The organism is Aquirufa antheringensis (genome assembly GCF_023921165.1).
Taxonomy (GTDB): Bacteria; Bacteroidota; Bacteroidia; order Cytophagales; family Spirosomataceae; genus Aquirufa; species Aquirufa antheringensis.
Genome location: NZ_CP049835.1, coordinates 1,683,752 through 1,707,215, shown reverse-complemented (window position 1 = coordinate 1,707,215; position 23,464 = coordinate 1,683,752). Strand labels below are relative to the sequence as shown.

Sequence of the window (23,464 nt, the reverse complement as noted above, 5' to 3'; positions counted from 1 at the left end):
AAAAGAGAAATGCTTTCAACCCAATTTGAAGAAATAATACAGAAAAGACGCTCCAATAGACGCTTTGACCCCTCCGTAAAAGTGGACGACGCCATCATTGAACGCAGCTTACGACGTTCCATTTTATCCCCTAATAGTAGCAATATGCAGCTTTGGGAGTTCTATTGGATCAAAAGTGAAGAAGAAAAGAAAGCATTCCATCAGCTTTGTCTAGGACAATCAGCCGCAAAAGACACCGCCCATCTGGTCGTATTTGTGACGCGGCAGGACCTTTGGAAACAAAGAGCAGCTTGGAACTTAAAATTAGTGCAAGATTCCATCGAAGGAGAGCCCACGAAGATGCAAAAGAGAGGCCTAGAGTATTATGGCAAGCTTATTCCGCTTTTATACCGCAACGATATCTTGGGTATTTCTACGTTCATTCGTTGGAACATCTGTTTCTGGATGGGATTAAGAAAACCGATGATGCGTTTTGGAGGAAAAGCTGATCAACGCGTGATGGTCCACAAATCTTGTGCTTTAGCCGCGCAAACCTTTATGTTATCAATCGCCGCTGAAGGTTTCGAATCTTGTCCAATGGAAGGATTTGACGCACAGCGTGTGAAGAAACACTTACATCTCCCTGCTGGAGCAGAAATCAACATGATCATTTCGGTGGGTAAGGGAACAGAAGAAGGCGTGTGGGGACCTCGCTTCAGAGTTCCTTACGAGGAAGTGGTACACGTGCGTTAATTGCAGTCAACGTCTACAATAATTTGAACGCCTTTGAAAGCTGGCTTCGTGCTAAGGGTATCCAACTCTTCGCGGAGCTGCTTTTTGAAGGCGGCTAAGGCCACACCTTTCTCTAGCTTGATCAGAATCTCCATGGCATATTGATTCCGAATGCGTTCAATCAAGGGCTTTTCTGGTCCTAGGACACGCCCATTACCAAATTTGGCCTTCAACAATTGACCTAAATCCTTTGCCGCGGTTTCCACATTGCGCGCTTCGAAATGGCGCATCACTAACTTAATTAAGCGCGTAAATGGGGGATAATGATAACCCTCCCGCTCAATCATCTCGTCTGCATACAATTGCTCGTAATTTCCCTCCTGAATATAGGTAAACAGGCGATGCGTGGGTTGATTCGTTTGAATGTACACTTGTCCCTGCACTTCACGGCGGCCAGCACGACCAGCCACTTGGGTGATTAATTGAAATCCACGTTCATGGGCCCTGAAGTCTGGAAAGTTGATAATCTTATCTGCATCAAAGATAGCGACCAAGGATAGTCCGTCGAAATCGAGGCCTTTAGCCACCATTTGCGTTCCCACTAAAACATCTACCTGACCTTTCTGGATTTCGGTGATCAAACTCGTGAAGGCAGTCTTCGAACGCGTCGTGTCTAAATCCATCCGGGCTACGCGCGCATCCGGAAGGTGTAATTGCAATTCTTCTTCGAGTTTTTCCGTTCCGTAGCCCATCGTTTTCAACTGGGCTGAACCGCAAGCCCCACAACGATGAAGCAAGGATTCGTGGTGACCACAATAATGGCAACGTAATTCTTGCTCGCGGGCGTGGTAAGTTAAGGACACATCACACTGGTGACAGGTCGCAATCCAATCGCAGTCCTGGCATTGGAGATAAGGGGAATAGCCGCGGCGGTTTTGGAACAATAAACTCTGTTTTCCTTGCTTTAAATTCTCCGCCAACACTTCTATCAAATCCACCGAAAATCCGCCTTTCATCTGCTTCATCCGGTTTGCATATTTCGTATCAATCAAATGCATCGCAGGCAATTGTGCTGCCCCAAAACGCTCTTTCAAGACTACGAGACCGTACTTATCTTGTTTGGCCTGATAATAGGTCTCCATCGATGGCGTCGCAGAACCAAGCAAGACTTTTGCCTTTTGCTGGTGCGCTAAGACAATCGCCACATCTCGCGCATGGTAGCGAGGAGCCGGATCCGCCTGCTTAAAGGAAGTTTCGTGTTCCTCATCGATAATGATCAGCCCTAAATTCTTGAAAGGCAGGAAAACGGAGGAACGAACTCCCACCACGAACGGATATTTTCCTTCCACGATGGATTTCCATACTTCCACTCGCTCGTTATCCGAGAATTTGGAATGATAAATCCCTACTTGCTCTCCAAAAATCCGCTTCAATCGAACGACTATTTGGGTTGTTAACGCAATCTCAGGAAGCAAATACAAGACTTGATCTCCATTCGCCAAGGCTTCCTGAATCAGTTTGATGTAAATCTCGGTCTTTCCCGAACCTGTGATTCCGTGAAGCAATACGACATCTTTCTCTTGAAATTGACTCAAAATAGACTGGTAGGCCTTTTCTTGTGGAGCGTTCAAAGTAAAACTCGAAGGAACAAAGTTTTCATCCGTTTCATCGAAGCGCGAAACCACCACATCGAAAATTTCGAAGACCTCGTTCTTGACTAAGGTCTGCAAGGAACTCTCTGATAATCCGGCTTGACTAAAACTGTTTTTAGCAAGGCCTTTTTGATTCATTTCTGGGCTTCTGAGCACCGGGATATATTGCAAATAATGCAATAATATCGCCATCTGCTTCGGTTTCTCCTCCAGCGACTGGATTAGATCCGTCACTACTAATTTATCCTCAAAAGCAGAGGCAAGCCGCACCTTGCGCTGCACTTTAGGCGTGTAGCGGTCTTTTAGTTCATCAAAAATAATCACCGCATCCTTGCCCACTAAGGCTTTGATAAGATGATAGGGGCTTTTAACTTCGGCAAATTTAGCCAGCTCATCATAGCTCATAGCACCTTTATCGCGGATCTCGACATACAGAGCTAACTCTTTTTCTGTCAACGTTTCAGGGCTCGAAAATTCTGGATTCGCTTGTACCTTTGATTGGCTTGAAATCTTCAAACCCGCCGGTAAAGCGACTTGAAATACTTCTCCCGGATAGCACATATAATAATCCGCTACCCATTGAAAAAGAGCGATTTGAGAAGACGTAACCAGGGGAGCATCGTCTAAAATCTCCAATACATATTTCGCTTGGTATTGCTTGGGTGGATTGTGATGAACCGTGACGATCACACCCGTCAAGACTTTCTTCGTCCCAAAAGGCACCACCACCCGCAATCCAGCTTGGACAAAACCTGCCCATTCCCGAGGCACCCGGTACGTAAAATACCGAGGGATGGGAAGCGGAAGCAAAGCATCCACAAAAACCGTTCTCTCCTCTCCTATTTCCATCGCAAAGTCTGAATCAGGTGAATCGCATCTTGCTTTAAATATCGAATAACGGGAGCCAATGAATCATTTTTCGTCGCCGTGTTTAAATAGACTGCGCCACGTAAAAAATGCGTCGTACTATCCGTGGCAAAAAACTGAAAAGGAGTAGCCACTTCACCCTCTAATTCGATGACGGTAGCTTTACGACCATCACGTGTGGTCAAAATCGCATCTTCTATGCGGTTCGCCTTCATCTGGTGCTTAGAGGCCAAAACATAGGAATCTCGGATCATCTTATCCAATCGTTTCCGATCACCTTCCACCGATTTATACGTTAACTGGATAAATGCATCCCAACGTGGATAATAGATATACATCCAATGGGGTTCGGCCAACGCAAACGTATCTTTTTTGATTACTGCTTGCTTCGATAATTCAAAGCTGAACGGATGCCCTTTTTCCAAAGACTGGTATTGATGGGATGGAATATCCATCACAGGGAATCCTTTAGGGCGAGGCATAGCCGTATTCTCCTCCTCTGAGGCCGTTCCACAGGAAAACAAGGTCAAGATAAAACCTAGGAGAAAAAGACGCATATTCGCTTATTTTAAACCGTAATACGCTAAGATAGGATTTTGTATGGATTCAAACACTTTTTCCCGTAAAACAGGTAAATCTTCCATCGTCAACCCCTTCGTATCAAAGGGTGGATGCATCTCCACATGCAAGGTACCTGGACGCATCATTAGGGTATTCTCGTCCATGATTTGGTGGTTATTATGAAAGCTCATGGGAACAATAGGCACCTGCTGTTGAATGGCCATGATAAAGGCACCATCCTTCAAGGGATTCGCCATGTAGGGGAATTGCTTCGAAATGATTCCTCCTTCCGGAAAGATGATAATACTTCTGCCAGACTGAAGTGCGCGAATCGAACGACTTAATGAACTCGCACGACTATTCTTATCACCTCTATCCACCAGGATATTCAATCGAGCATAGAGGTAGCCAAATAGCGGAATCTTCTTCATCGCATTCTTTCCCACAAAGGAGAAATAATGGCGAATAATCACTACCACCACCGCAATGTCGACATACGAAAAGTGATTCGCACAGAACACATAGGTCTGCTTAGGGTCTGGCTTAAAGTGATGCGTCACTTTGATGCGAATCCCCGCAAAAAGAAAAAAGAGTTGCCCCCACAGCCCGACAAGCCGATGAGCAACTCTTTTCCAAGATCGTCTTTGTAAAAAGACAAAGATCAAAGGATATAATAACAAAAAGATCAGTACAAAAACCAATCCTGCCCAAAAAGTGTATAGCCCTTTTAAAAGAGATGAAAGCAAAGAACTTTTGTTTTTCATAATCTAAACGAGCGCCCTAAAAATAGGAATTACTCTACTACACCTAATTGAACTGTATTTGTTTTCTTGTCTTGATTCGCTGGAACAGATAATGTCGTCACGAAGATATCTCCTTTAGACAACAAGTTATCTTGCTTTAATTTGTCCACCATCGCTGCTACTGTTTTCTCTGCGTTACCCGTACCTGGATCGTAGAAGAACACACGCGCTCCCCACAATAAGCCCATCGTAGACATCAATTCTTTGTTCGATGTGAACACGAATAAATCTGCCTTAGGACGGTGAGCGGATAAACGGAACGCTGTATAACCCGAATTCGTGATACACAAAATCGCTTTTGCTTTCGAGTCACGCGCTAAACGACATGCACCGGCAATCAAGCGATCTTGTAAAGCTACATTTTCAGAGGTAGATGCACTTAACGAGTGATTCTTAAAGTAAATCGCCGCTTCATTTCCTTGTACAATTTCAATTTCATTCTGTTGTTGCTCCACTACTTCGTGGATGTGCGCCATCGTTTCTACGGCTTTCACTGGATAAGCTCCAGAAGCAGATTCACCACTCAACATCGTCGCTGAAGCACCTTGCAATACCGCATTAGCAACGTCAGACGTTTCTGCACGTGTAGGAACAGGATTCGTGATCATTGACTCTAACATCTGAGTCGCTACGATAACAGGTTTACCTGCCGCCGTACACTTCTCTACCATTACTTTTTGTAAGTAAGGCACAACCGCACCGTCCATTTCCACACCTAAATCACCACGAGCTACCATAATGGCATCTGTTGCTGCGATAATCTCATCTAAATTATCAATCGCTTCCGGCTTTTCGATTTTCGCGATAACGCGTGTATTCTTACCGTATGCTTTAATTTTCTCTTTAATATCCCAAATATCGCTCGCCTTACGAACGAAAGATAACGCTACCCAATCCACGCCATGATCAAGGCCAAAATATAAATCAGCCTCATCCTTCGGTGTCAAACAAGGTAAAGAAACCTTCGTACCTGGAAGGTTAATTCCTTTTTTCGATTTTAAAATACCGCCGTAGATCACCTCTGTCACTACCTCTTTCTTCACCTTATCTACCGTAAGCACCTTCACCTCTAGGTTACCATCATCCATCAAAATACGCTCACCTGGATTGACATCTAAGTACATGGACGTGTAGGTTGTTCCCACTTTTTCTGATGTACCTAATAGGTTTTCGTCCATTGCAAAGATTAATTGTTGGCCAGCTACTAAAGGCACACCATTGTTCTCCACTAGTTGCGTACGAATTTTAGGACCTTGCAAATCCTGAAGGATTGTTAGGTTTAGACCCATCTCCTCAGAAATAGAACGAATTGTTTTTAACCGCTCTAAATGATCCTCATGTGTTCCATGAGAAAAGTTTAAACGGAAAACGTTAACGCCTGCCTGAGCTAATTGGATTAATGCTTCTCTTGATTCTGATGTGGGACCTACTGTGGCTACAATTTTTGTCTTGCGTTGATACGACATAATATGGATTAGATTCTATTAACATTGCAAGTTACATCTATTACACAAAAAAAACCACCAAAAGGTGGTTTAAATTGTATTAAAATAAGATTATGGGGTTTAATTCTCCCACATTTCAGCCTCTTTATCTTGCAGCTGCTGCTCTAATTTTTGCGATTTCTTTAATGCTTCTTTTCCATCTCCAAATTGGTCGAAAATGTCTTTGTTTGCCGCATTTCCTTTTTTGATAATACGTGCGCTAAAAAAGCGTAAATCAAAGGCATCCGCCATGTTACGGTGTTGCATTTCATTGGTAGAGTTAAACCAAATGCAATTAGGATTGTTCTTAAAGAACTTATACACGTCTTTAAAACGGAAAGAGGCTACAATATCCTCTAAACCGGCATCAGACTGTGAAGCTGGTATTTTCAACGTAATGGCCTGGATATCAAAATACAAACGAGAACGTTTCCGGTCAATGATCGCGTCCTCTTTAATTTCTAAGATAGACAACTGCTTCGGAATATAGTATTCGACTCCTGCGACAATAGGTCCTTTATCAAAATCATCGACAGCTGACTTCTCGGCGTTAGATGTCTCGGTCTTTTTCGTTCCCCAGCCATCATCTGCGCCACCTCCTGAGGCAGGAGCTGCCGCTGGTTTTGCATCACCGCCAAAACCGGCCGCAATTTCCTCTGCTGTCAATCCGCCATTTTCTAATTTACCTTTCAGCTTCAAGCGCTCCAAAAACTGCTCCAGACTTAATTTCGTATTTAGAGAGTCATTTGAATAGGGGGTTAACACACCGGCCTTCACTCCATCAATTAGAAATTTAGAGATTTGGTTATTCTCCGCAAAGAAGGGCTGGTTAATCTTTTCATTCAAATCCATTCTACGCCAAATTTGCGCACGGTATTGAATATCTGCCTCATCGATTGGATGCGCAGAATTAGGGTTCGGATTAGGTGATGTTTCTTGTGCCCAAGCACCGAATGACATCAGACAAAATACGACAAATAAAATAGGCTTCAACTTCATAAATCAATCCGATTAATTCAATGGAATAACTTTAACGAATGAGAATGGTATCGTCTCCACACTTCCTTTGAAATTCTTACGTTGTACTCCTTTTACTTCAATGCGATAGCGATCACCCGCTTGCGCTTGACCTGCTAAAGAAGAAATAGATCCTCCACCTGGCAACGTGATAGATGCCACACGCTTCGTTCCACGGGCTAGTGCCACTTCAATTTCAGAAACACGGTAATTCGCATCTTCTGGATTCGTCGCAGCAAATGACTCATCCGCAATAGCCTTTGCATTCACAAAACGCAGACTGGCAGAATTCTCCCCACTCTTATCATTCAACTCCGCACCGCTACTTCCTACGATTTTAATATCTGGTCTAGGCACACGACGCACACGGAAAGTCTCCTTACCTAATAAGGTCCCCGCATTATTCACATTCAAGGTTACCGAAGCTGCGGTAGGAACAATGGTCACTTTACCTTTATTAGCACCAGCAATTGCTTCTCCACCTTCAGCCGTAAAGCTTGGGTTCCAAAGCGCTCCTAAACCCGCACTCGCAACACTTAAACGGTTTGCACAGCCTAAATAAAGCGCTGGCAACGTTCCCGTTTCGATGTTATAAGTAGGTTTTAAAACAAAGTATTCTTTCGTAATTGATTCTGTCTTAGGACCCGCTGGGCTCATGTAAGAAACAGATGCCGTATAGGTCTTCTTCGCTAAACCATTCGCATCGTATCCACCACCTGAAGTCTTGAATTTGATTTGACCACGACCATCCACTACTTGTAGCGGAGAACCGTTATAGCTCATGCGCGGGGTAAAACCACTGGAAGTCGCCGCAATAAATACCTCCGCTTGGTATTCCATGCCGGCTACCACCGTATTCGCATTAGCAGAAACTTGGGCAAATACTTTGTCAAACTTAATTTCTTTCGCTCCTACTTTAGCCGCTAATTGATTGAGAACTTCCGCCTCATAGCGGCGAATTTCTGATTGCTTTTGAGATAAGGTGGCTAAAGCCGCAGCCACTGGTGTATGCTCAAAATTAAATTCGGCGAAATCCTTATTCGCTTGATTTGGATCTTTCTGAGCAGAAGGAATATCTTTCGCTTCCAAGGCCAAAGAGGCAAACTTTGTTCCAGGATCAGCAGATGCCGTCAATTGCTTCACATAGCTATCGAACATCGGAATTAATTTGTAAGCTTCACCTTGTTTAGCGCCACCTACCATAATTTCATAAATCTTTTCCTCTTCTTTCGGATTCTTAATATTACCCGTTTCAGGATCAATACCTCCAGCCGCTTCAAGCACTTGACCTTTTACATTCTCGATATGTCCTACTAAAGCATCCGTTAAACGACGCACTTCATTGGCTTTTTTCAATACATCTGCATAGGCTGCCGGATTCGGAAGGTCTTTAATACGCTCCTCAATTCCTTGCACCATACCTTTACTTTTGTTCAAGGATGATTGATTTGCCATTTCCAAACTACTATTCAAAAGGGCAAATTTCTGTAATAAGGCATCACTAACCTGCAACGCGAGCAAGGCCGTTAATACCAAATACATCATCCCGATCATTTTCTGCCGGGGGGTCTCTTTTAAACTTGCCATAATTAGCCTTTCATAGCTGTTAACATACTACCATATACTTGGTTCAAGGATTGAATATTCGCGTTTAATTTCGCTAATTCAGCCTTGAATAATTCTGCATCTTTCTGAGTCGCAGCAATGTGCTCTACGCTCGCATTCACGTTACAGTAGAATCCGTTGATCGCTTTCATGTGCTTGCTGGCTTCTTGAATTTCCGCCTCGTACACTGCGTTTAATTTTTCCAAAGATTCTCCAGCCTTCGCATAATTCTGTGTATACTTAGCTGCTTCAGTAGAAGAAGCTGAAATGGTCGCTAATGATTGAGATGCTTCAGAAACCGACTTGTTTAAGCCACCTAATGATTCTGCTGAAGTCGTTAATGATTTAACAAAATCTTGTGTCGCACCTGTCGCTTTAGAAATTTCAGACAAGCTGTTCGCTGTGTCCGTTAAAGATTTCAAGCTCTTCGTTAAATGAGCCACCGCCTCTGCATCTAAGCCAGGAACATCACCCGTGTGACGTGCCGCAGCGGGACGAGGTGCTTCACCCATCAATTCAGGATATACTTTTTCCCAGTCGTAATGCTTTTCCTCTTTTGATTTCAAATAAAGAACACCAAACAAAATAAAGATAGCGGCCTCCGTAAACATCCCCACCATCAACATCTCATTCGCACCAGTCCAGTGCAAAATTTTAAAAAGTGCTCCTACAATAACGATAGCGGCACCAAAACTGGCAATTACATTAATCGACTTTTCCATTTTGTTAATTCTTAATAGTAGATTTCGGTTTAATTATCTGGATGCAGGGCGTCCTAAGTAACGCATTACACATCTAAATCCTACGTAGGATCTTTTGTTTTTCTCAAATTCAAAGGTACGTGTACCTGTTTCTAAATAGTAGCCAATGTCCTTCCAAGAACCACCACGCACTACTTTACGTGGATTATTCGCGTCTCGGTTAATGGAGTTCAAATCCCAGGTAACTGCTGACGCATTTTCTTCAAATGCATCTTCGCACCACTCCGCCACATTACCGGCCATATTGTACAAGCCATAATCATTCGGACTGTAAGCATTTGCAGGAGCCGTGTATTCGTAACCATCCGCATCGTAATTACCCCGATGTGGCTTGAAATTCGCTAGCAAACAGCCTTTCGCATTCGATAAATAAGGATTTCCCCAAGGGTATTTCGCTGAGGCGCGTCCTCCACGAGCCGCCCACTCCCACTCGGATTCGGTAGGCAAAGTGAAACGAGGCAAATTAGCTAAACCTTGTGTTTTGCGGTAGCTATTCATCAATTTAGAACGCCAATCACAGAAATACTTCGCTGCAGACCAATTAACACCCACTACTGGATACATGTCAAAAGCAGGACTAGAAAAATAATTCTCCGTCATCGGATCCCCATAAGTAAAGTCACGCGTCTGATAACCTGGCATTTTTAAATCTTCTGCCCAACGCGTCGTATCAGGGTAATAATCTGACATAATTTTCGTCTCACCTAATACAGACAAGGAATCCCGTAAAATGGACTCCACAAATTGACGGTATTCATAGTTTGTAATCTCCGTATCATCCATGAAAAAAGCTGAAACGGTCACTCTACGTGGAAAATTGATAGCTGAACGCGAGGGATCTTCATCGCCTTGTCCCATTAAATAACTACCAGAAGGCACTAAGACCATTCCAAATGGCGTGGGTTGAGACCAACCCTTGCGATTAACCGCGACGATTTCACCATTGAAAACACCTGGATCTTCGGTTGCAGGCTTAAAGAATAAACCTTTTAAACCCTTCGACTTCGTTGACTTAGAAGAACTTAACGTCTTCCCACCTGTATTGCTTTTAGAACCGCAGCTAGCTAAAAGACTGGTTATTAAAACCAGGGATAAAAGCCAGACTACTTTCTTATTCAGATTATGAAAATTCATATACCTTTTTAAATTTCTGTTTTTCTAAACGTTATGGCCCTCTAAAAATTGCCGATAATCAAAAATAATCCCCTCACAGAATTAACAAATTCCTCAAATTTAAAGGAATATTCTAACATTCGGATAGGTTTCAAAATAATTTTCAATCGACCCGCTACAAAATCCTAAACCGTGGTGTTCTTATAGGAGCTGGCTTCTGGCGAATCGTTCTTTCTGGAATTCGAAACCTTACAAATACCTCATGCGACAAGGGCTTCTTATTCAAGGCATTAGCCGTTGTAATATCAATGGCATATCCGATATCCACCTTGTTTTGGAGTACTGAAACTCCTACCAAACCCATCGCAGCATCCCCATTCCGATAAGCCGCGCCCGCATAAATTAGTTTATTGTAGTAGACCCTAGCGCCTCCTTCAGGCACAATTTGACCGCTGTAATAGCGAACTAAAGCATAAGGCACCATGTCAAAATAATCACTTAACGGAATTTCAGCACTTCCATGCAGGGCAAATATGCGATCTAGTGGCATCGAAGCCGTTCCCCCATTGAAATCGAATCTTGGCGCTGTTATATGATCCGCGGTGAGGCCTACTTGCCAACTATCCGTAGAATAAACGGCGCCTAAACCAAAATCTGGTTGCGTTTGATTTACGGCAGATCCTGAAACAAGATTGGCCAAAGGATCATTCGGATCTCTCACCCGGAAGCTACGACCATCAAAGGATTTTGTTTGTAATCCAAGTGACAGACCAAAAGACCAAAGTCCATTGCCTTTAGTCAGGTGGTAGGCTCCTTGAAATTGAATTAATTGTTGTGAAACACCTGAAGGTGTCTTATCACTGTAAAATTGAACTCCTAATCCCCCTTTCGAGGTGATACCGAAAGATCCTGACAACCAAGTGGTCCCTAATGTACCAGATCCATCCGTGGAAGTGGTATAACCTGACCATTGGTCTCTGAACTGAAGAGCCACATAATTATTCGACTTCCAACCCGAGAAAGCCGGATTGACGATATTCGAATTCGCCGAAAAAATACTGAATTGAGGACTTTGCTGAGCAAATGACGTAACAGAAATGAATAGTAAGAGCAGCCCTACAGGTAGAGAAAAGCACCGCTTTTTTTGGCTCATTTTACGCGTCATTCGTTGGATGAAAAATAGGATGTCTAAAAATAATAAAAAAGCCTCAACGAAGGAGGCTTTTTTATTATTTATTTACTTGCTTGATGTAATGCTCGAGGGCACCGGTCATAGAAGGTGCATTCGGCATAGGAGCCTGAATGTCCACGACTAAACCTGCATCCACGACCGCTTGTGCAGTAGTAGGACCAAAAGCAGCTAAACGCGTGTTATTTTGCTTGAAGTCTGGAAAGTTATGGAAAAGAGACGTAATTCCAGATGGGCTAAAGAAAGCAATCACATCATAGAAAACCTCTTCTAAATCAGATAGATCCGCAGAAACCGTTTCGTACATCACCGCCTCCGTTAATTGGAAGTCATTGGTGCCCATGTAGTCAGGAAGGTCTTTTTGGCGTTTATTAGAGCAAGGGAACAAGAATTTCTCTGTCTTGTGCTTCTTAATAATTTCTAATAAATCTAAAGCTGTCTTCGTACCTGTAAACACCTTACGCTTACGGATAACGATGTATTTTTGCAAATAATTAGCCGTTTGCTCCGTAATACAGAAGTATTTCATATCGGTAGGCACCTCGATTTTCGCCTCCTTGCACATACGGAAGAAGTGATCAATCGCGTGACGACTCGTAAAAATGATAGCTGTGTGTTGAAGGATTTCAATTTTTTGCTTTCTAAAATCCTTATAGGCAATACCTTGTACTTCGATGAAAGGTCTGAAATCAACCTTTACATTATACTTTTTTTCAATCTCAAAGTAAGGTGATTTCGCATCTGCAGGGGCAGATTGCGTGACTAAAATACTCTTTACTTTCTTTAAACGACTCGTTTCTTCGGTTGCAGTTTTACTCATAATCATTCAATTTGGACCGGAAAAACACCAGCCTTAAAATTCAGAATGCAAATATACGACATTTTTTCACAGAAGATTATCCTGCGTTAAATGTTAACTTGGAAAAATTAATTCCCTGATACCAAACAAGATAATCTGTCCTTCGATGATCACCAAGTAGGTAAATAAGAACAAAGCGTTGTAGGAAAAACTCCGACGAAAAGATTGGAAAAAATAAAAGAATCGTATCACAAAATACGCGTCTACTAAATAGCGCACGTAAGTAAAATCAATAGGAGCCGCAGGCCCTAAATAGATGGCGTAAAAACTCAAAAAGACAAATAAACCCACAAAGAATTGCAGATTCGTTTGCAGCGATTTAAAATAGTGGACATTGGCTAGACCTTTCAATTTAAACAAGTCCGTAAAAAGGTAATAAACAAAGAAGCGAGAAAGGAAAAGTAAAAAGGAAAGACCTAATGTCGAAAAAATAAAAAATAGACTCGGACCTATATGGATAAAATTCTCCAAGTTGCTAAAAAACTCCTCTTTCACATTCGACTTCATTCCGGTTAAAAAGGCGAGGCAACTGATTAGCAAACTGAGGGTAAATAAGACTAATAAATTAGGCAAGGCAAAGGGCCGCCGCATCCATACTTCATCCTTCACTTCCCAACGAATCCAATCGGAATAGCGGAAAAAAGAGGCAAAAATACGAGGATAAGCCGCATAGAGCAGACCTAAGCAAAAAAGAAGCACTAAAAAACTCAAGAGAAAAAAATTCGAATAGACCGAACCGGAGCGCGTTTCAAGCGAGAAAAAATCCGCTTTCCCTTGCGTGCTAACAGGCTCATCCCGCTCTAAGACAAATTCGCTTGGCAATCCCTCCAGATTCTCGGAGTACACCGTTAAAATAACCTGGCTCTTCAAACTATCCAGCGGCAAACGATACGTCTCCCCTTTCTTGATGGCCTTAAATAAGGTGCCTTGCAGAAAGAGGTGGTAATTTTCTTGGGGGTAAATGGCTAGATAGGCTTTGGGAAAAGCCTGCGGATCTAATTCTAAGGACTTCGAATGGTACGTATAATGCTTCGAGGTGATGTAGGGCAAGAAACTTTTCCAAGCCTCCTGGTACACTAACCAATCGCGCTCAAAGGAATACACCTTCTTCCAAGCGGCCTGACTGGTTCCCGCAAGGAGTAATAAAGCCCATAAAAAAAATCTGCTCATCGTTTTCCGCGAAGGAATCAGATGAGCAGATTTTAAAAAGAAAGGAATCATTCCTTGATTTATTTCGATTTATTTAGATGCCAAAGCTTTGATCATCGTCTCGCCAATATCAGCTGGAGAGTAAACCACGTGGATTCCACACTCTTGCATGATCTTCATCTTCGCTTCTGCTGTATCATCAGCACCACCGATGATCGCACCTGCGTGACCCATACGACGTCCTTTGGGAGCTGTTTGGCCTGCAATAAAACCAACGACTGGCTTGCGGTTACCATCTGCTTTAATCCAACGAGCCGCTTCTGCTTCCATACCGCCACCGATCTCACCGATCATCACGATACCTTCTGTTTCTGGGTCGTTCATTAATAATTCAACCGCTTCTTTCGTGGTTGTCCCAATGATAGGGTCACCACCAATACCGATCGCCGTTGTTTGGCCTAAACCTGCTTTTGTTAATTGATCTACCGCTTCGTATGTTAATGTTCCTGATTTAGAAACGATACCTACACGACCTTTTTGGAAGATAAAGCCTGGCATGATACCTACTTTACATTCGTCAGCCGTCATAACGCCTGGGCAGTTAGGTCCGATCAAACGAGTCTCGAAGTTCGAGATATATTCTTTCGCCACGATCATATCTTTCGTAGGGATACCCTCCGTGATACAAATAATGACTTTAATTCCTGCATCCGCAGCTTCCATAATCGCATCCGCAGCAAATGCTGGTGGAACGAAAATGATTGATGTATCAGCTCCTGTAGAAGCAACTGCATCTGCTACTGTATTAAAAATAGGGCGATCTAAGTGCTTAGCGCCACCTTTTCCGGGTGTAACACCACCTACCACTTGGGTTCCGTAAGCGATCATTTGCTCCGCGTGGAAAGATCCTTCAGTTCCGGTGAAACCTTGAACAATAATTTTTGAATTCTTATTTACTAAAACACTCATTTCGTAGGGGTTATAATAACGTAGGCGAAAAATTTTTCCAAAGGTACAAAATATTGATAAAAATTATCAAAATCCTGATTGATAGACGAAATAAAAATGCGAACAATTTTTTTTGCGTAAATTCGAACTTTGATGCCTTTCCTATGTTGAAGCACCTTCATATCCAAAACTACTCGTTGATCGAACAGCTCGACCTGCATTTGACAGGTGGATTGACGGTGATTACCGGGGAAACGGGTGCCGGAAAATCCATCTTATTAGGTGCCATTTCCTTATTATTAGGCCAAAGAGCGGACAGCAAAAGCCTCTTCGATGCCACCAAAAAATGCATCATCGAAGGCCAATTTTCGCTAGAGAGCTTCCCGCATTTACAAACCCTATTCGAGGAAGAAGAAATCGATTTCGAGGAACCTTGCTTGATCCGCCGAGAAATCAACCCACAAGGAAAATCCCGCAGTTTCGTCAATGACACGCCAGTTACACTCGAAACCTTAAAGCGAATCGGAAACGAATTAGTCGATATTCATTCCCAGCAAGATACGTGGTGGATGTCCCATCCGGATTTCACGCTGGATATGGTGGACGCTTATGCGCAAAATGAAGCGTTGAGAAAGGCCTACATTACTGCCTATTCCGCTTGGTCTTCTAGTGTTTCCGCCTTGCGTGCCTTGGAACAAGAATCCACTAAAGGGACCCAAGAATTAGATTTCATCCAATTTCAATTTGATGAGTTAAGTAAGGCACAGCTAAAAGAGGGTGAATATGAAGCTTTAGATACCGCTGTCCAAAAACTGCAAAACGCCGAACAAATCCAGGAGAAATTGGCCGTTTTAGCTCAGGCACTTAGCGTCTCAGAGGTTTCCGCCCTTCATCAAAGTCGCATAGCGCTGCAACAAGCCACCGCGCTGAGTAAATGGGGTGAGAATTTTGCGGATTGGAAAACACGTATTGAATCCATCTGGATCGAATTAAAAGATTTAGGTGCTGAAGTCGAAGGCGAGGCGGAAGATTTCGTGTACGATCCGTTAGAATTAGAACAAAAACAGAAACGATTAGATTTGCTCAATCGCTTATTGCAAAAATACCAAGTGGCTAACGTGGGTGAATTAGTGGCATTAGTTGATTCACTCGATTTGCGATTATCTCAATTTTCATCGATGGACACGCTGATAGCAGACGCACGGGAGCGTGTGGACGCCGATTTTAGGATCGCTACATCTGCAGCAACTGCCTTATCCGCGTCTCGCTCTGCCGTTTTAGATGCGATATCCACTTCGCTCGTCGTTTCCCTACAATCCTTAGGTATTCCGAATGCGAATTTGGCCTGGGAGATGATGGCCAAAGAACTAGCCGCGAACGGCTCAGATAAAATTCAGCTACTTTTCTCTGCGAACAAAGGTTTAGCCCCTAAACCATTCAAGCAAATTGCTTCAGGAGGCGAGATGAGTCGCTTAATGCTTTCGATTAAGCATTTGTTGGCGGAGAAAAGAGCCTTGCCAACGTTGATTTTGGACGAAATCGATACCGGTGTTTCCGGAGAAATCGCCATTAAAATGGGACAAATGCTCAGTCAAATGAGTCAAGGACACCAAATCATCGCCATCACCCACCTTCCCCAGATCGCGGCAGCCGGATCCAAACACTGGTTTGTCTACAAAGATCACGCGGGATCGAAAACTGTTTCTAACCTTCGTGAGTTAAGAGAAGAGGAACGTGTAGAAGAAATCGCCAAAATGATCGGTGGTCAACAAGGCTACCGTGATTTACTCGATAATGTTCGAAATTTAATCCAATCACACGAATGAAAAAGTATATCGCGCTCAGCCTTCTATTGCTAGGCTGTTCACAAGCAGAAGAAAAACTCAGCGAAGAATTACAAGCGAAAGTCCTCGGATTACACGATGTATTAATGCCTAAAACAGAACAAATCATCTCTCTGAAAACAAAATTAGACAGCCTTTCAACGGGTGCCGATTCCACGCACGTTCGTAAACTAATTAGTTCCTTAGATAAAGCTGATAAATCAATGATGGATTGGATGCACCAGTTCTCCATCGATAGCTTGGGCAAAATGGATGTAAGCTCTAAGGTAATTTACCTCAAGAACCAATACACCCAATTAACTGAACTTCAACAACTGACAGATTCTACTTTACATGTTGCACAAAAATACCGTCCTTAGTTTATTATTTGCTGTAGTCGCATTTTCCTGCTCCCAAGAGAAGAAACTGCCGTTTCTAGGCCCTAAAACAGTCAATGCAACGGGTGATACCGTGTATCATCAGATTCCTGATTTTCAATTTCTAAATCAAGATTCGGTACTCGTTTCTCAGAAAGACATCGAAGGGAAAGTCTATGTAGCTGATTTTTTCTTTACCACTTGCCCTACTATTTGCCCTAAAATGAAAACACAAATGCTTCGCATTTATGAGCGCTATAAAGAGCGCGACGAAGTTCGAATCATTTCACACAGCATAGACCCAGATTTCGACAACACTTCAGTTCTGCATGACTATGCTACTCGATTACAGGTGAAAGCCCCTAAATGGAATTTGTTGACTGGTGACAAAGCGGCCATTTATAAACTAGGCCAGAAAAGTTATATGGTTTCTGCACAAGAAGACCCGATCGAGGCTGGTGGATTTGTCCACAGTGGCGCCTTTATTTTAGTAGACAAAAACCGACATGTTCGAGGCATTTATGATGGCACCGTGGAAACAGAGGTGAATCATTTGCTGGAGGATATGGAAATTCTTTTAAATGAAAGGTAAAATTCCCGTGGGGAATTTTACCTTTCATTTAAAAGAGAGTAGAGATTATAGAGCATAGAGTAGATAGTATTTTTTATCTATGCTCTATACTCTCCTCTCTCTAATCTTAAAAAAATATGAAATACTTACTTCTACTATTTGTACCAGTTTTGTTCTCTTGCTCAAGCAAAGAGGAAATCACCCAACAACAATATTTCGTGGAGGGCATGGCCTTGTATAAAACACATTGCGAAAATTGCCATCAGGCAGATGGAGCAGGGTTACGAGATTTATATCCGTCAATTCAACAAACGAAATTGAGCCCCGAGGCTTTGGCCTGCTTATTCAAAAACGGAAAGAAGGGAAATGGTTTTATGCCAGCTAATGCGAAACTACAGGCTTTAGATATCGCAGAGTTAGTTACGTATATGCGAGAAAAATGGGGAGGCAAGAAGCAAATCTATCCAGTAGATAGTGTAAAAATGGCCTTGCAAAATTGCCGCTAATTAGTGGGCATACCCTCAACAGCTACGACCGAATTTCGAATTTGACGCAAGGAATAAGAGGAGAAATCTTGAGCGGCATCAAGTCCGACCCCATTCACTAATTCCGTTCGCGTGCGTAATTGAACCGCCTTGTCTGTAAAAATACGCTTTTCGACTGGTAACCAATTGAATTCGTCCGTCTTTAAGGTTTCCCCTTTTTCAATGTTGTGGATCACTACGTGACCGATGAGTTTATAGGTATTTTTTTGGCGGTAAAAATGGGCAGAATCACCCCGAACTTCGGAAGTTATCTTTCCCGTTTTATCGTAGAACCAAAGTTTCATCTCTTTCGGATAGACCCGATCCTCGGAAGCTAAGGTCAACTGGGTTTCCGTCACCATTCGAACTACTTTTCTGGCGGAATCAGAATAGACCATATCGATACCGTATAATTCCGACTTAGGTCCTACATAGACCGCCTTTGAATCATCCGCTTTTTCGCGACAAGAAAAAATAGTGAGACTACTAAAGAGCAAAAAGAGAAAGCTCGAATTGCGCATTGGGAAAAATTAGTTGATTTTCTGCTTTTGGAACCACAGATCACTAAAGGTCAAACCTAAAGTCAGGCGGTGATATTGCTCCTCCATCCCATTTTCTGAGACCAAGCCACGTCGACCTACTTGGTAGGCGATATTTAAGAAAGATAAATTACGAAGAGGCAGCGCAACTCCAAAACTCAAATTCTTATCCACAGCATAATTGCCATTACCTAAATAGTCATAGGGTGTTTTCTCGTAAGACGCACCCATACGATAGGTAGTTCGTTTGATAAAACTTGAAATAGACTCGATATCAGGTGTATATTCGCCGCCCACCGCTACTTTGTGTGAGGCTGGCAAAGTCGCCGAACGACCTAAATTATTATTCACCTTACTCCAATCAGTATACGAATAATCCACCCCAACCATCCATTTAGCCGCCTTTTCTAGACTAAGTCCAAAACGTTTCGCTACGGGAATTTGCTGAACAAAAGCGGTAGATTTTTCCAAAGTATCAGCGTTAATCACCGTCAATCCGGAAAGATCCATCGTTGCAAATCGCTTCACTTGCGATGCATTCAATGTCGAATTTATATCTAAAGTAGCCCCTAGATTCAAAAACAGATCTGGCTTCAAATTAGCTCTGTAGGCAAATCCCGCCTTAAATTGGAAATCAGAATAGGACGTCAAATCCTCTAATTGCACCTTGTAATACTGTCCATCAGACATGTTTTGCGTCGCTACATTGCGGTTTACTTGTCCAAACAAATAATCCATTTGCAAGCCTACATAGAACTCCTTGTAAATACGCACACCATTCGAAATGGAAACTTTACTTACACCACCGCTTCCTTTGTAACTGTAAATCAAGCTATCCACCCCTAATAAATTCAAACGTCGATAAGATCTTGTTTCATATTCTACTGCCGAATGAGGACGAATTCCCACAGCCATCGTCCAACGAGACGTAATAGGTAACGTTAAATTCAACGATTGATAATTACCTCCAAAAACCTTTTGTTGCTGGCGGTAATCCTGTAAGGTTTTGTATTCCGTATTGATCCCCACTTCTAAATTTGTCCAGCGGTTACGCGCTAATAAAGCGGGATTCACCACATTCGTATAGATTCCATTCGAGTTCGACACACCTATGCCACCCATCATCATATTAGTTACGTTCTCACTTTTTTGAATCTCTCCCATTCCTAGATACGAGTAGGGCGAATTCAAAATAGTTTGCGCAAAAACGGCAGGGGCTGCGGTTAATAAGAAGACGGTTAGTAGAGAACGAAGCGTTTTCAGAAGGGTTATAGGCTGATTCAAAGAAATAAAATTCATACAATTAAAATCCTCCCTTTTGGGAATACTAGTGTGTAAAGGTCGTAATTTTATTTCACATTCGACTAAGTTATTAGCTATATTTGAGCTCAAAAATAATAAAGCACACGATGGAGGAATTGAAAAACGGGATCTACTTAGACAATTCAGCATGGGATTTACTCCTTTTCGGAGGGATCATTTTAATCAGTTTTATCCTAAGACGCTTTTTCTCGAACTCGTTTTCAAAAATCGTTTTTCGCTTTATTCCAGAAGAATCCATTTCCATTCAAGATTGTGTTCAACTGATTCGAAAACCTTTTGAACTACTCATTTTTTGGATTTTCCTTTATTTTGCAGTCCAAAACCTACACGTCCCATCGACCTGGAATATTCAGCCAAAGGATCATTTCGGACTATTATACCTCATCGAAAAAGCCTTCGAATCCGCAGTCATTTTCACCGTCACCTGGGTCATCATTCGCCTAATGAAGGTCGTTATTTTAGTGGCTCAAGAAAAGTGGAACGGCGCTGACCAAAAATCCAAACAGCAATTCATTCCTTTCCTAAACGACCTATCCATGGTCTTTATTATCACGGCCGCTGGATTTGTTTTCCTAGGTCGCATTTTTGAAGTGGATGTCGTTGCCCTCATTACAGGTTTAGGAATTGGGGGCTTAGCCCTTGCCTTAGCTGCTCGGGAAACCTTAGAAAACCTGTTTGCCTCTTTCACCATCTTCTTAGATCTCCCCTTTGTCGTAGGCGATAGCATCCAAATAGGTTCTATCAGTGGCGATATCGAAAAAATTGGTTTCAGAAGCACACGCTTGAGAGGTGCCGATGGAAATTTAATTTTAGTACCTAATCGCCTCTTAACGTCTCAATCCCTCGAAAATATGAGCGAACGAGATTATAGACGGGCAAAATACACAATTCAATGCGAGTTAAACACAAAGCCTGCGCAAATTGAGGCAGCCATTGCTGCGATTGAAACATTCATTCAAGAGGAACACTTGTGTAAGAAAAAAGCACCTAAAGTGATTTTTGAAGGCTTTGGAGCCTATTCTATTGATATTTCAGTCACCTATTTCGTACAAACGAAAGACTTCGCTAAGTTCCAGGCAACGAAGCAGGCCATTAATTTAGGGATTTTGAAGGTGCTGGAGAAGGAGAAGGTGGTGATGGCGAGGTCGTAACGGCCGCAAGAGAGTGGAGAGAGGAGATTGGAAAAAATAAAATTCAAAAATCATTGCGCAGCACGATTTAGAATTTTGTTTTATCCAATCAACTCACGAAGATCAGCATCATGAATCATCTTCCGCTCATCCGCCATCAACAAGAAGCGCGTGTAGATCTTGTCTAATTCTGGTTTTTCGAAATCGAATCCTAGTAAAGTCAATCGGTGACGTAAGGCGGCACGGCCTGAACGAGAAGTTAATAAAATCGCAGACGAGGAAACACCTACGTCTTCCGGGTTCATGATCTCATAGTTTTGTGCGTGCTTTAAGAAACCATCTTGGTGGATTCCTGATGAGTGCGCGAATGCATTTGCGCCTACAACTGCCTTGTTAGGCTGTACGTGCATGCCCATTAAGTTAGACACTAAAGTACTGGTAGGGTATAAATATTTGGGCTTAATTCCCGTTGTAAATCCTAAGTCTTTGTGCACGTTTAGGATCATCGCAATTTCTTCCAAAGACGTATTTCCAGCCCGCTCCCCTATTCCATTGATCGTTACTTCGACTTGGCGAGCACCTGCTTGGATACCTGCGATGGTGTTCGCCGTAGCTAAACCTAAATCGTTGTGATTGTGCATGGAAATCGTAGCCTGGTGAATGTTATCTACGTTTTCGTACAAATACTTGATACGCTCGTGCATGACGTGCGGCAATAGATAGCCCGTTGTATCTGGTAAGTTGACGACTGTTGCGCCCGCCTTGATTACTTCGCGTGTTAATTGTGCCAAAAAGGCTAAATCAGCCCGACCTGCGTCTTCGGCGAAGAACTCGACGTCTTCGACAAAGGATTTGGCATACTTCACAGCCCACACACCCCGCTCGATAATTTCTTCGCGTGTCGAATTGAATTTATGCTTAATATGAACATCTGAAGAACCGATACCTGTATGAATACGAGGCTTACGAGCCGTTTTTAAGGCAGCGACGGCTGCGTCGATATCTTCTTTTTTGGCACGAGTCAGAGCACAAATTGTAGGCTCCTTTACGGCGTCACAAATGGCTTGAACCGAGGCAAAATCACCCGGAGATGAGATGGGAAAACCCGCTTCGATGATATCTACACCTAACAACTCGAGCTGTAAAGCAACTTCTACTTTTTCCTCTCGGTTTAATTGACAGCCGGGAACTTGTTCGCCATCACGTAAGGTAGTATCAAAAATCTGAATGCGGTTACTCATCTTGTTTTAGGTGTTTTATTTCGTTGTGAAATTACGGCTAATTACCCTTGTAAACAAGGAAATTAGAGATGACAGAGTATAGAGCATAGATTAAAAATCTTAATATTTAGGTGAAAAAGATTATTTAACTATTAATAATCCTTAATAATCGAATAAAAAAGATAATTAATCTAAAATACAAAAGTGCGTCAGAATATAAAATTTTGGATTTTTTTAAGCCGAGGCAAGAGATTTGATCTCTGGAAAGCGTTTGGGATCGAAATTTCCACCCGAGATGACACAAACTACCGTTTTCCCCTTAATTTCCTCCGCCATTTCCTCGAGACCAGCCACACTTAAAGCACCAGCTGGTTCTACGATCATACTGCCTAGGGCATAGAGATCTAACATGGTTTGGCATAAATCCTTCTTCGAAACAGTCAACATGCGCGACAAGCCTTTTTGGCAGATAGCAAAGGTCTTCAAACCTACCTGCTTCACAGATGCTCCATCCACAAAGCGATCAATCTCCTCCAACACCACCACTTCCGAAGCCGTCAAACTCCGCTGCATGGATGGCGCCCCAGCCGGCTCCACCCCTATGAGGAATGTCGAGGGAGGCAAAACTAACGAAGCTCCCGCAGCCAAGCCGCCTCCACCTATCGCCACAAACAGAAAGTCAGGAGCAGCAGGCATTGCATCTAAAATCTCTAAAGTAACCGTGGCTTGACCCGCAATAATGTCAAAATCATCAAATGGCGGAATATAAATGGCGCCATTCGTCTCGCAGAATTTACGTGATGCCGCGAAGGCCTCATCATAGGTCTCTCCCACTAAGTAAATACGCACCTTTTCCTTTCCGAAAAACCGAACCGCCTCCACCTTCTGCAAAGGCGTCGACTTAGGCATGAAAATGTGCGCTTGAATTCCGAGCAAAGCACAGGCTAAAGCAACACCTTGGGCATGGTTTCCGGCAGACGCAGCTACCACCCCTTTCGATCTTAACTCCGAAGGGATGTTAGAGATTTTGTGGTAGGCACCCCTAATTTTATAGGAGCGAACGACCTGCAAATCTTCGCGTTTTAAATAGATATTTGCCCCATAGCGCGCAGAAAGCGAGGCCGAGAATTCTAAAGGCGTCTCTGAGATGACCCCCTTTAGCTGCTCCGCTACTTGTTTTATTTCTGTGACGCTAGGAACGTGTTGTAGTTTGTTGAATTCCATGCGCCCCAAAATTA

The 23,464-nt window shown here is 42.9% G+C and carries 22 protein-coding genes; 6 read left to right on the top strand and 16 right to left on the bottom strand.

Annotated elements, in window-relative coordinates; translation table 11 throughout:
- Window positions 1–9: 9 nt before the first annotated feature.
- A complete protein-coding gene (locus tag G9X63_RS07770) occupies window positions 10–732 on the top strand; it encodes a nitroreductase family protein (RefSeq protein WP_130923658.1) in 723 nt (240 codons plus the stop codon).
- Here the strand turns inward: G9X63_RS07770 and priA are convergent.
- From priA to sucD, 12 genes are all read right to left on the bottom strand, one after another.
- A complete protein-coding gene (gene priA / locus G9X63_RS07765; protein ID WP_252622304.1) occupies window positions 729–3,212 on the bottom strand; it encodes a replication restart helicase PriA in 2,484 nt (827 codons plus the stop codon). The two genes, G9X63_RS07770 and priA, sit on opposite strands and share 4 nt — an antisense overlap.
- Window positions 3,203–3,787: a gliding motility lipoprotein GldD gene (gldD, locus tag G9X63_RS07760; RefSeq protein WP_252622302.1), complete on the bottom strand. Its 585-nt coding sequence runs from the start codon at window positions 3,785–3,787 to the stop codon at window positions 3,203–3,205. Before gldD ends, priA begins: the two co-directional genes overlap by 10 nt.
- A gap of 6 nt (window positions 3,788–3,793) precedes the next feature.
- Window positions 3,794–4,555: a lysophospholipid acyltransferase family protein gene (locus G9X63_RS07755; RefSeq protein WP_130896049.1), complete on the bottom strand. Its 762-nt coding sequence runs from the start codon at window positions 4,553–4,555 to the stop codon at window positions 3,794–3,796.
- A gap of 29 nt (window positions 4,556–4,584) precedes the next feature.
- Window positions 4,585–6,060 carry a pyruvate kinase gene (pyk, locus tag G9X63_RS07750; protein ID WP_252622300.1) on the bottom strand — a complete coding sequence of 492 codons (1,476 nt, stop codon included), beginning with the start codon at window positions 6,058–6,060 and terminating at the stop codon, window positions 4,585–4,587.
- A gap of 99 nt (window positions 6,061–6,159) precedes the next feature.
- Complete coding sequence (locus G9X63_RS07745) at window positions 6,160–7,077, bottom strand: gliding motility protein GldN (RefSeq protein WP_252622298.1); 918 nt, start codon at window positions 7,075–7,077, stop codon at window positions 6,160–6,162.
- Between the two features lie 12 nt (window positions 7,078–7,089).
- Entirely contained in the window at window positions 7,090–8,682 is a 1,593-nt protein-coding gene (porM, locus tag G9X63_RS07740) for a type IX secretion system motor protein PorM/GldM (protein WP_252622296.1), read from the bottom strand.
- A 2-nt stretch (window positions 8,683–8,684) separates the two neighbouring features.
- Window positions 8,685–9,422, bottom strand: coding sequence for a type IX secretion system motor protein PorL/GldL (gene porL, locus G9X63_RS07735; protein WP_252622294.1), 738 nt, complete (start codon window positions 9,420–9,422; stop codon window positions 8,685–8,687).
- A 33-nt stretch (window positions 9,423–9,455) separates the two neighbouring features.
- Window positions 9,456–10,595, bottom strand: coding sequence for a T9SS ring complex lipoprotein PorK/GldK (gene porK, locus G9X63_RS07730; RefSeq protein WP_130896045.1), 1,140 nt, complete (start codon window positions 10,593–10,595; stop codon window positions 9,456–9,458).
- A 154-nt stretch (window positions 10,596–10,749) separates the two neighbouring features.
- Window positions 10,750–11,739: a PorP/SprF family type IX secretion system membrane protein gene (locus G9X63_RS07725; RefSeq protein ID WP_252622292.1), complete on the bottom strand. Its 990-nt coding sequence runs from the start codon at window positions 11,737–11,739 to the stop codon at window positions 10,750–10,752.
- Window positions 11,740–11,803: 64 nt separating this feature from the next.
- Window positions 11,804–12,583: a uroporphyrinogen-III synthase gene (locus tag G9X63_RS07720; protein WP_130896043.1), complete on the bottom strand. Its 780-nt coding sequence runs from the start codon at window positions 12,581–12,583 to the stop codon at window positions 11,804–11,806.
- Window positions 12,584–12,676: 93 nt separating this feature from the next.
- On the bottom strand, window positions 12,677–13,792 hold the full coding sequence (locus G9X63_RS07715) for a DUF4271 domain-containing protein (RefSeq protein ID WP_252622290.1): 1,116 nt from the start codon (window positions 13,790–13,792) through the stop codon (window positions 12,677–12,679).
- A 69-nt stretch (window positions 13,793–13,861) separates the two neighbouring features.
- Window positions 13,862–14,740: a succinate--CoA ligase subunit alpha gene (sucD, locus tag G9X63_RS07710; RefSeq protein WP_130896041.1), complete on the bottom strand. Its 879-nt coding sequence runs from the start codon at window positions 14,738–14,740 to the stop codon at window positions 13,862–13,864.
- A gap of 143 nt (window positions 14,741–14,883) precedes the next feature.
- Here sucD and recN point away from each other — a divergent pair, with 143 nt between their 5' ends.
- The 4 genes from recN to G9X63_RS07690 all read left to right on the top strand — a co-directional run bounded on the left by recN (window position 14,884) and on the right by G9X63_RS07690 (window position 17,996).
- A complete protein-coding gene (gene recN / locus G9X63_RS07705) occupies window positions 14,884–16,545 on the top strand; it encodes a DNA repair protein RecN (RefSeq protein ID WP_252622288.1) in 1,662 nt (553 codons plus the stop codon).
- The gene (locus G9X63_RS07700; RefSeq protein WP_252622286.1) at window positions 16,542–16,922 is read left to right on the top strand and encodes a hypothetical protein; all 381 of its coding nucleotides are present in this window, start codon (window positions 16,542–16,544) and stop codon (window positions 16,920–16,922) included. The genes recN and G9X63_RS07700 overlap by 4 nt, the downstream gene beginning before the upstream one ends.
- A complete protein-coding gene (locus G9X63_RS07695; RefSeq protein WP_252622284.1) occupies window positions 16,897–17,511 on the top strand; it encodes an SCO family protein in 615 nt (204 codons plus the stop codon). The genes G9X63_RS07700 and G9X63_RS07695 overlap by 26 nt, the downstream gene beginning before the upstream one ends.
- 116 nt (window positions 17,512–17,627) lie before the next feature.
- The gene (locus G9X63_RS07690; RefSeq protein ID WP_252622283.1) at window positions 17,628–17,996 is read left to right on the top strand and encodes a c-type cytochrome; all 369 of its coding nucleotides are present in this window, start codon (window positions 17,628–17,630) and stop codon (window positions 17,994–17,996) included.
- On the opposite strand, the gene lptC is transcribed toward G9X63_RS07690, so the two are convergent.
- Both lptC and bamG read right to left on the bottom strand, forming a co-directional pair.
- Window positions 17,993–18,535 (bottom strand): LPS export ABC transporter periplasmic protein LptC, encoded by a 543-nt coding sequence (gene lptC, locus G9X63_RS07685; RefSeq protein WP_130923670.1) that lies wholly within the window; start codon window positions 18,533–18,535, stop codon window positions 17,993–17,995. The genes G9X63_RS07690 and lptC overlap by 4 nt on opposite strands.
- A gap of 9 nt (window positions 18,536–18,544) precedes the next feature.
- A complete protein-coding gene (gene bamG / locus G9X63_RS07680) occupies window positions 18,545–19,852 on the bottom strand; it encodes a BamG family beta-barrel-assembly machinery protein (RefSeq protein ID WP_252622281.1) in 1,308 nt (435 codons plus the stop codon).
- Window positions 19,853–19,935: 83 nt separating this feature from the next.
- Here bamG and G9X63_RS07675 point away from each other — a divergent pair, with 83 nt between their 5' ends.
- Window positions 19,936–21,027, top strand: coding sequence for a mechanosensitive ion channel family protein (locus tag G9X63_RS07675; RefSeq protein WP_252622279.1), 1,092 nt, complete (start codon window positions 19,936–19,938; stop codon window positions 21,025–21,027).
- An 80-nt stretch (window positions 21,028–21,107) separates the two neighbouring features.
- Here the strand turns inward: G9X63_RS07675 and G9X63_RS07670 are convergent, their stop codons facing one another.
- Together G9X63_RS07670 and ilvA are read right to left on the bottom strand one after the other, a co-directional pair.
- Entirely contained in the window at window positions 21,108–22,247 is a 1,140-nt protein-coding gene (locus G9X63_RS07670; protein WP_252622277.1) for a 2-isopropylmalate synthase, read from the bottom strand.
- Between the two features lie 213 nt (window positions 22,248–22,460).
- A complete protein-coding gene (gene ilvA / locus G9X63_RS07665; RefSeq protein ID WP_252622275.1) occupies window positions 22,461–23,450 on the bottom strand; it encodes a threonine ammonia-lyase IlvA in 990 nt (329 codons plus the stop codon).
- Between the last annotated feature and the right edge of the window lie 14 nt (window positions 23,451–23,464).

What these genes read in the sequence shown, in the direction of transcription:
- G9X63_RS07770 (WP_130923658.1), top strand. Translation starts at nt 10, where the DNA reads ATGCTTTCAACCCAATTTGAAGAAATAATACAGAAAAGACGCTCCAAT.
- priA (WP_252622304.1), bottom strand. Translation starts at nt 3,212, where the DNA reads ATGGAAATAGGAGAGGAGAGAACGGTTTTTGTGGATGCTTTGCTTCCG.
- gldD (WP_252622302.1), bottom strand. Translation starts at nt 3,787, where the DNA reads ATGCGTCTTTTTCTCCTAGGTTTTATCTTGACCTTGTTTTCCTGTGGA.
- G9X63_RS07755 (WP_130896049.1), bottom strand. Translation starts at nt 4,555, where the DNA reads ATGAAAAACAAAAGTTCTTTGCTTTCATCTCTTTTAAAAGGGCTATAC.
- pyk (WP_252622300.1), bottom strand. Translation starts at nt 6,060, where the DNA reads ATGTCGTATCAACGCAAGACAAAAATTGTAGCCACAGTAGGTCCCACA.
- G9X63_RS07745 (WP_252622298.1), bottom strand. Translation starts at nt 7,077, where the DNA reads ATGAAGTTGAAGCCTATTTTATTTGTCGTATTTTGTCTGATGTCATTC.
- porM (WP_252622296.1), bottom strand. Translation starts at nt 8,682, where the DNA reads ATGGCAAGTTTAAAAGAGACCCCCCGGCAGAAAATGATCGGGATGATG.
- porL (WP_252622294.1), bottom strand. Translation starts at nt 9,422, where the DNA reads ATGGAAAAGTCGATTAATGTAATTGCCAGTTTTGGTGCCGCTATCGTT.
- porK (WP_130896045.1), bottom strand. Translation starts at nt 10,595, where the DNA reads ATGAATTTTCATAATCTGAATAAGAAAGTAGTCTGGCTTTTATCCCTG.
- G9X63_RS07725 (WP_252622292.1), bottom strand. Translation starts at nt 11,739, where the DNA reads ATGACGCGTAAAATGAGCCAAAAAAAGCGGTGCTTTTCTCTACCTGTA.
- G9X63_RS07720 (WP_130896043.1), bottom strand. Translation starts at nt 12,583, where the DNA reads ATGAGTAAAACTGCAACCGAAGAAACGAGTCGTTTAAAGAAAGTAAAG.
- G9X63_RS07715 (WP_252622290.1), bottom strand. Translation starts at nt 13,792, where the DNA reads ATGAGCAGATTTTTTTTATGGGCTTTATTACTCCTTGCGGGAACCAGT.
- sucD (WP_130896041.1), bottom strand. Translation starts at nt 14,740, where the DNA reads ATGAGTGTTTTAGTAAATAAGAATTCAAAAATTATTGTTCAAGGTTTC.
- recN (WP_252622288.1), top strand. Translation starts at nt 14,884, where the DNA reads ATGTTGAAGCACCTTCATATCCAAAACTACTCGTTGATCGAACAGCTC.
- G9X63_RS07700 (WP_252622286.1), top strand. Translation starts at nt 16,542, where the DNA reads ATGAAAAAGTATATCGCGCTCAGCCTTCTATTGCTAGGCTGTTCACAA.
- G9X63_RS07695 (WP_252622284.1), top strand. Translation starts at nt 16,897, where the DNA reads ATGTTGCACAAAAATACCGTCCTTAGTTTATTATTTGCTGTAGTCGCA.
- G9X63_RS07690 (WP_252622283.1), top strand. Translation starts at nt 17,628, where the DNA reads ATGAAATACTTACTTCTACTATTTGTACCAGTTTTGTTCTCTTGCTCA.
- lptC (WP_130923670.1), bottom strand. Translation starts at nt 18,535, where the DNA reads ATGCGCAATTCGAGCTTTCTCTTTTTGCTCTTTAGTAGTCTCACTATT.
- bamG (WP_252622281.1), bottom strand. Translation starts at nt 19,852, where the DNA reads ATGAATTTTATTTCTTTGAATCAGCCTATAACCCTTCTGAAAACGCTT.
- G9X63_RS07670 (WP_252622277.1), bottom strand. Translation starts at nt 22,247, where the DNA reads ATGAGTAACCGCATTCAGATTTTTGATACTACCTTACGTGATGGCGAA.
- ilvA (WP_252622275.1), bottom strand. Translation starts at nt 23,450, where the DNA reads ATGGAATTCAACAAACTACAACACGTTCCTAGCGTCACAGAAATAAAA.